Origin of the sequence: Comamonas testosteroni, from assembly GCF_000761245.1 — a bacterium.
Taxonomy (GTDB): Bacteria; Pseudomonadota; Gammaproteobacteria; order Burkholderiales; family Burkholderiaceae_C; genus Comamonas; species Comamonas testosteroni_C.
This window is the reverse complement of the sequence record NZ_AWOR01000046.1, coordinates 429156-435518: the sequence shown is the minus strand read 5'-3', so window position 1 is coordinate 435518 and position 6363 is coordinate 429156. Positions and strand designations below refer to the sequence as shown.

General features: G+C 55.2%; 4 protein-coding genes and 2 pseudogenes. 1 reads left to right on the top strand and 5 read right to left on the bottom strand.

The genetic code is table 11. From position 1 onward, the window contains the following. A pseudogene (locus P353_RS28795) lies at positions 1-238 on the bottom strand (TolC family protein); the annotation flags it as partial. Between the two features lie 469 nt (positions 239-707). Beyond that, positions 708-1124 (bottom strand): hypothetical protein, encoded by a 417-nt coding sequence (locus P353_RS29210; RefSeq protein ID WP_034369930.1) that lies wholly within the window; start codon positions 1122-1124, stop codon positions 708-710. A 1220-nt stretch (positions 1125-2344) separates the two neighbouring features. Here P353_RS29210 and P353_RS28120 point away from each other — a divergent pair. Beyond that, positions 2345-3282 (top strand): annotated as a pseudogene (locus P353_RS28120) (IS5 family transposase). Between the two features lie 190 nt (positions 3283-3472). On the opposite strand, the gene P353_RS13280 reads toward P353_RS28120, so the two are convergent. From P353_RS13280 to msuE, 3 genes are all read right to left on the bottom strand, one after another. After that, positions 3473-4498 (bottom strand): methionine synthase, encoded by a 1026-nt coding sequence (locus tag P353_RS13280; protein ID WP_034369926.1) that lies wholly within the window; start codon positions 4496-4498, stop codon positions 3473-3475. 82 nt (positions 4499-4580) lie between these two features. Next, entirely contained in the window at positions 4581-5564 is a 984-nt protein-coding gene (locus P353_RS13275) for a DUF1852 domain-containing protein (protein ID WP_034369924.1), read from the bottom strand. Positions 5565-5608: 44 nt separating this feature from the next. Further along, positions 5609-6190: an FMN reductase gene (msuE, locus tag P353_RS13270; protein ID WP_034369922.1), complete on the bottom strand. Its 582-nt coding sequence runs from the start codon at positions 6188-6190 to the stop codon at positions 5609-5611. Between the last annotated feature and the right edge of the window lie 173 nt (positions 6191-6363).

Below are 6363 nucleotides of genomic sequence, written 5' to 3'. Positions count from 1 at the left end.
TGTATTTGATGGCCCGCGCAATCGCCTCTTCAAGACTCACCACACCAGTCAGCGGAGCCACGTCTTTGCCGAGGCTTTGCCGATCGGCCTGGACCTGCGACTGAATTTCTTCTGTCGAGAGCGCCTGGCCTGTCAAATTGGCACAACCGGTGAGCCAGATGGCAGAGCCTAACAAGGCCGTGAGCCGGACACGGCCACGAAAATTTGTCTCGGACCGGCGGTGAGCAATGGCGTTCATATCAGCAGAGGAATAGTGGCAAAGACGGTTTGACAAGAAGACGCCGGCGAGCTCTAGCAACAAACTCTCAAAAAGTATGCAAAAGTCTTAATTGTCAAAAAGTGTGCCAAGAATATTAACTGGGCAAGGACTGCAAGAGCAATCACTGAAATCAGGTATTTCGTCCTACAGATACGTTCTTGCCACGCCCTGCATTTCCCCCGTTGAAAGGTACAGAGGACTGCTGAGTGCTAGACACCGGACATCGGAGTCACACAGATGAAGGGCAGCAACGGGTCGTCTGCAGTCGTTGGTGAGAGGCTGCAAACGACCCGTTGCTGTCGTTCGCGCCTCAGTGCCCAATGACTGCAGCCAACGTGAGCGGTCGTTCCCTGACGCCAGATTCGGTGCGTCAGCGCGATGAGCACTGAGCTCCCCGCCAGCGGTCGTTCGCGCCAGCCAGCAATCGACCCATAACGGCCATGCTGCCTCACTCAAGGCCCGTTTTATCTTGGGAAAGAGAGAACAGCTTTCCAAGTGTCAGCGTGTCACTCCAAACATCCGCAAGACTGATGCCATACGTTTTCTTGACCATCGATGCAAAAGTCTCAAGCTCTAATGCATCTGGCATCCAGTTGTATGGATACAGGCTGCGATATACCCCAAAAAAAGTATCCGCGGGCTCGAAAAGCAGTCGTTTCTGTTCCGGGAATCCAAATGCTTGCGTAAACATACTTAGAAAGGAGCGTATATCCTTCTTCGCCGCATCAGGAAATGCACGATGCCACTTAACGCCTTGGCAACTACGACTCTGAAACGTGTCAGGCAATCTGCTTAGATTTCGTATCAGCCAAGCAGCAGCAACGCCTGCGCAAACCAAACCGATAGATTTACCTGAGACGAGCATAAGCGCTGAACTCCCTTCAACTCAAAATTTCTGGGGATTGTGCATCAGTATGCATGCGGTAATTCACCGAATCAAATGTCGGCTCTTGGTCGGCCAGAGGCAGTCACTATCAATACATCAACGCGGAAGAACAACGCTCGGCACCGTAGTGCGAAGCCGGAGGGCACACGCAAGCGGAGCTTCTGCGCGTCGGTTTAACCCACCAGTGAGGCCACAGGTACTGAGCAGAAATGTGACTACACTTTTGATTGCAGGTTAGTTGGATTGAATCGAAATGCCAAGCTCTTTGCATGTATGCAAGAAGCGTTCGCGAAGTAGCCTTGTGTCGAAGTCGCCAACCCTGCGGCGCTTGAACTCAAGCTCAGCCAGAGACTCATAAATGAGTTGAACTATGTGCGATACCGACTCATCAGTTGAATGAGTGGCCAAAAACGAAAAATCTGGTCGAACGCTATAGTGCCCAACATTGAACCTGTCTGGCATGGCTGGAAGACCAAAATGGCCTCTTCCAGAGACACGCTTCTGTAGTCGAAAAGTATGTTGGGGCTGGCCATCTGACTTGGCCGAACCTACGAGCAACTCTACGTCAATCCAAAGATGCTCCATTGGGCCGCCGTATTCGCCAGACAGTTGCTCAGATAGCTTGTCAAAGCGCGGGCGAAGTGCATCAGCGAGACTTCGGGTGGACTCGTCGCAGATGCTCGCGTGAAAGCCTAGCTTCATATCTTGAGTAGCCTAATGTTTGGGCTTAGCCGCCTGCAGGAGTGGCCTGCAATCTTGGTTGGCGATCAATGCACCGCGACGTTCATCCAGAACTGCGTTGCACTTTAACTTGAAGGCTGCAAAGTACCTACCAATTCTCGCTCCTGGCCGAAGCCGGGTTTAGCTACTGGTGAATACAGCACCGCAAAGCTGACCTTCGGGGCGGCGCCTTGAGCGTCCGGTTTAGGATAGGCATTCAACGGGTGCATTCCGTCGCCAGTCGGCCAGAAGCAGTCCTCTAAAGCATTCCCCCAAGCGACTGCTTCAGGCTGTCTACAGGCGCTCAACTCAAAGACGCCAATGACTGCAAGTACCCAAAGCAGTCATTGAAACCTAACGTCCTCGGAGGTCCACTCCAAACCTAAAAGCTGTCGGCGAACTATCACGAATTTCGGGTGACCGCTTTACCTGGGTCGAGCTGATACAAATCCAGCCTGCCTGTGCGGTAGGCTCGCCAGATGAGTGAATCAAGCTGGGGCTGGGGCAGGCGCCGCTACCGCACCACAAACTGGAAGGCATACAACGCAGCATTGAAGGCCCGAGGCGACTTGACCGTTTAGCTCGACAAGGACATGCAATAGCTGGACTCTCCAAGCGGTAAGCGTCGCCGCAGCAGCACGTTCTTGGATGCTGCCATCCAGTTTTGCCTGACCATCAAATGCCTGTTTGGCTCGCCTCTGCGCCAAGCCTTGGGCTTGGTGCAGTCGCTACTCAAATTGATGAGGCTACTTTGACCTACGCCCGACTACAGCACGGTGTGCCGCAGGCAGCATAGGCTTGATGTGCAAGTGCACTATCGCCCAAGTGTCAAAGGTCTGCACATGCTTGCAGATTCCACCAGCACCAAGTTCCTGGGCGAAGGCGAATGGAAAACCAAGAAGCATGGAGCAGAGCGCAGTCGCCAGTGGCGCAAGGCGCATCTGGGTATTGATGCTGAGACTATGCAGATTCTGGCCATAGTGGTGACCACCAGCGACGTGGGAGAGTCACCCGTAGGCACCGAGCTACTGGACCAAATCCCCAGCCATGAAAAAGTGGCCAGCTTCACGGGTGATGGAGCGTATGACTCCCAGGATGGCCATGAGGCTTGCCACAGGCGTCGAGTCATCCTTATCACCCCGCCGCGTAAAGGAGCAAGACTGCGCAAAGGGCTGGCATTCACCCATCGCAATGAAGCCGTCAAGGCATGCAAGCGATTGGGCCGGGCTATCTGGAAACGCTGGGGTGGCTGCCACCGAAGGTCACTGGTGGAGACGAAGATGAATTGCTTCAAGCGCCTTGGCGAAAAGTGATGGCCAGGACATTTGAGCGGCAGGTGACCGAGCTCCACGTTCTGGCGTTCATTTTCAATCGATTCACTGGACTGGGCACGCCCAAAACGGTCGCCGTGGCATAGCTACGTCTGGGGTTTGGGATAGCCCGGCCTCAGACCGATTTGTGCAACAACGCCCTTTGCAGCGATTGCTGCCTGCAATACAAAAATCGCGGCAGGCCCATCTTGTCACCTAGCGATCATCCATGTAGCTCAATGAACATTGAAACTTCAAGCAATTTGACAAGGTGAATCGACGGTACGCACAGGCGCGTCACACCGTGGTGAGTCGCTCCTTGGCCAGCCTCGTGCCTTGCGCCAGGGCCTCCAGTTTGCGCCACGCCACATCGCGCGCCATCGGCGCTAGCCCGCAGTTCGTGCATGGAAACAGCCTCTCCTTCGGGACAAACTCCAAGGCGCGGGCAATGGTGTCGGCCACCTCTTCGGGTGTTTCGATCACGTCGCTGGCCACATCGATCACGCCGACCAGCACGTCCTTGCCGGCCAGCAGCTTCATCAAGTCGGGTGGGACATGGGAGTGAATGCACTCCAGGCTCACCTGATCGATGCGGCTGCGAGCCAGTGCGGGGAACACCGTCTCGTACTGGCGCCATTCATCGCCCAGCGTGCTCTTCCAGTCGGTATTGGCCTTGATGCCATAGCCATAGCAAATGTGCACCGCTGTCGTGCAGGTCAAGCCCTGCGCGGCGCGTTCAAGCGCCTGTACGCCCCAGTCAGCGGCGTCCTTCATATAGACATTGAAGGCAGGCTCATCGAACTGGATGATATCCACGCCATCGGCTTGAAGCGCCAGAGCCTCCTGGTTGAGCAACTCGGCAAAGGCGAAAGCCATCTTGACCTTGTCGCCGTAGAAGCGATCAGCCACGGTATCGACGATGGTCATTGGGCCGGGCAAGGTGAACTTCAGCTTCTTCTTCGTATGCGCGCGCGCCAACTGTGCCTCGGAGGCGTGAACTCGCCCTTTCAGACGCAGCGCCGACACCACCTGCGGCACCATTGCGTCATAGCGGTTGTCGCGGATGCCCATCTTCACCTTGTTTACGAAATCGATGCCCTCGACCTGCTCAAGAAAGCCGTGCACGAAATGCTGGCGCGATTGCTCGCCGTCGCACACGATATCCAGGCCCGCATCTTCCTGGGCCTTGATCCACAGCAAGGTCGCGTCGGCCTTGGCTTGAACAAGTGCATCGCCTTCGGCTTTCCATTGAGGCCAGAGCTTGTTGGTTTCGGCCAGCCAGGCTGGCTTTGGCAGGCTGCCAGCGATAGAGGTTTCAAACATCGGAAGATTCCTTTGAAGCTATTAGGGTGTATGAAGTCATGTCAGGGCTCTTGGCCCCGAGTCTGGGAACGCTGCAGTGGTATCAGTACGCGCAAGCAGCAGCCCATTGATCAAGCACATTCTTGTACGGTCTGATGAAGTGCTCCTCCGCGAACTTCCCCTGCTTGACAGCGAGTTGACTGCGCTCCTCCCGGTCATAGACGATTTGCGTCAACGAGTAATCCTGATTTTTCAGACTCGGTTGATAGAGTTTTGCTGCAGCGGAATTGGCGTTGTAGATTTCGGGGCGATAAATCTTCTGAAACGTTTCCATCGTGCTGATGGTGCCGATCAACTCGAGGTTCGTGTAGTCGCTCAACAGGTCAGCGCTGGAATAGAAGGCCAGTGGCGCAACTCCGTTCGGTGGCATAAAGAATCGAACCTGCATTCCCATTTTTGCAAAATATTGGTCTGTCGAGGACAGCTCATTCTGTCGGTACTCCACACCCAGCACCGGGTGCTGGTTCCCCGTCCGCTGATAGGTCTTGCTGGTCGAGGCGCTGATGCAGATGACCGGCGGTTTGTCGAAGTGCTGCTGGTATGTGCTCGAGTTGACAAACTGCTTGAACAGCTGGCCATGGAGTTCGCCGAAATCGGCCGGCGTGCTGAATTCCGCTCGATTGACGTTGTGCTCGGGAAGCAAGACGCTGAAGTCGTAATCGCGCACGTAGGATGAGAAGTTATTGCCCACGATGCCGTTGATGCGCTTGTTTGCTGTCTTGTCGAGAATGCTGGTCTTGAGTATCTCGATCAACGGAAACGCGGCATTGCTGCTCTTGGCATCCAGCTTCATCTCGACAGAGATGATGTCGAGCTCGACTGCATATCGTGCTCCCGTCGGGTTGTCCCAATGCGCCAGGTCATTGAAACGGTTGTCAATCATCTTCAGCGTGCTGCGCAGGTTCTGCTGCCGACTCTTTCCCCGCGCCAGATTGGCAAAGTTGGTGGTGATGCGCGTGCTGTCCGATGGCTGATAGTTCTCATCGAAGCGAATGCTCTTGAGGCTAAAGCTGAGGTTTTCGTTCATGGCAGTCCGGTAATCGAATATTTGAGAGAAAGGATGGTGTTGATTCAGACCGCAACCGCTTCATCGACCACGGCGGACCTGGCATGGCCTGTCAGCTTCAGCAACGGCAATGCTCGCTGGACCGCCAGTCTGGCCCGATCAAGCAAGGCCTCGCTCTGCAGGCGATAGTTCGCAAAGTCCTGGTCGGTTGCATAGACGCCCAGAGGCAAGGTGCGCGCCTGGAAGAAGCTGAACAGCGGCCGCAACTGATGGTCGATCACCAAGGCGTGGCGCTCACTGCCACCAGTGGCGGCCAGTAGCACGGGCTTGTCGATCAGGGCATCCTGATCAATGAAGTCAAAAAAATGCTTGAACAGTCCTGTGTAGGAACCACGAAACACCGGAGTGACGACCACCAGCACATCGGCTTGCTCGACCGCTGCAAGCGCCTGCTCTACCGCCACTGGCAGCTGGGAGCGCCAGACCGCGCCTGCGAGCTGCGGTGCGATCGCACCTATCTCGACCATGCGTGGTTGGCAAGGGATTTCGTCGGCGATCAGATCCAGCAGGTGCTTTGACAACGCTGCGGATTTGGAGAGGAGCTGCAATCCGCCGGCAACGGCGACTACGCGAAGGGGATATGTCATGGCGGCTTTCATGGATGGTGCTGACCATCGATAGGCGCCAATCGTAGGGATACGATTCAATGACGTAAAATGGTTTTATCTCATCAATCCATGAATTCTGCTCATTGATATGTTTGAACGTGCGAGTCTTGGCACCGACTCGTAGCTCGAAATGCGTGCTGAGTTGAGAGCCG

Bases quoted from the DNA above. Each gene is read 5' to 3' on its own strand.
- P353_RS13275 (WP_034369924.1), bottom strand. From the start codon at position 5,564: ATGAACGAAAACCTCAGCTTTAGCCTCAAGAGCATTCGCTTCGATGAG.
- msuE (WP_034369922.1), bottom strand. From the start codon at position 6,190: ATGACATATCCCCTTCGCGTAGTCGCCGTTGCCGGCGGATTGCAGCTC.
- P353_RS29210 (WP_034369930.1), bottom strand. From the start codon at position 1,124: ATGCTCGTCTCAGGTAAATCTATCGGTTTGGTTTGCGCAGGCGTTGCT.
- P353_RS13280 (WP_034369926.1), bottom strand. From the start codon at position 4,498: ATGTTTGAAACCTCTATCGCTGGCAGCCTGCCAAAGCCAGCCTGGCTG.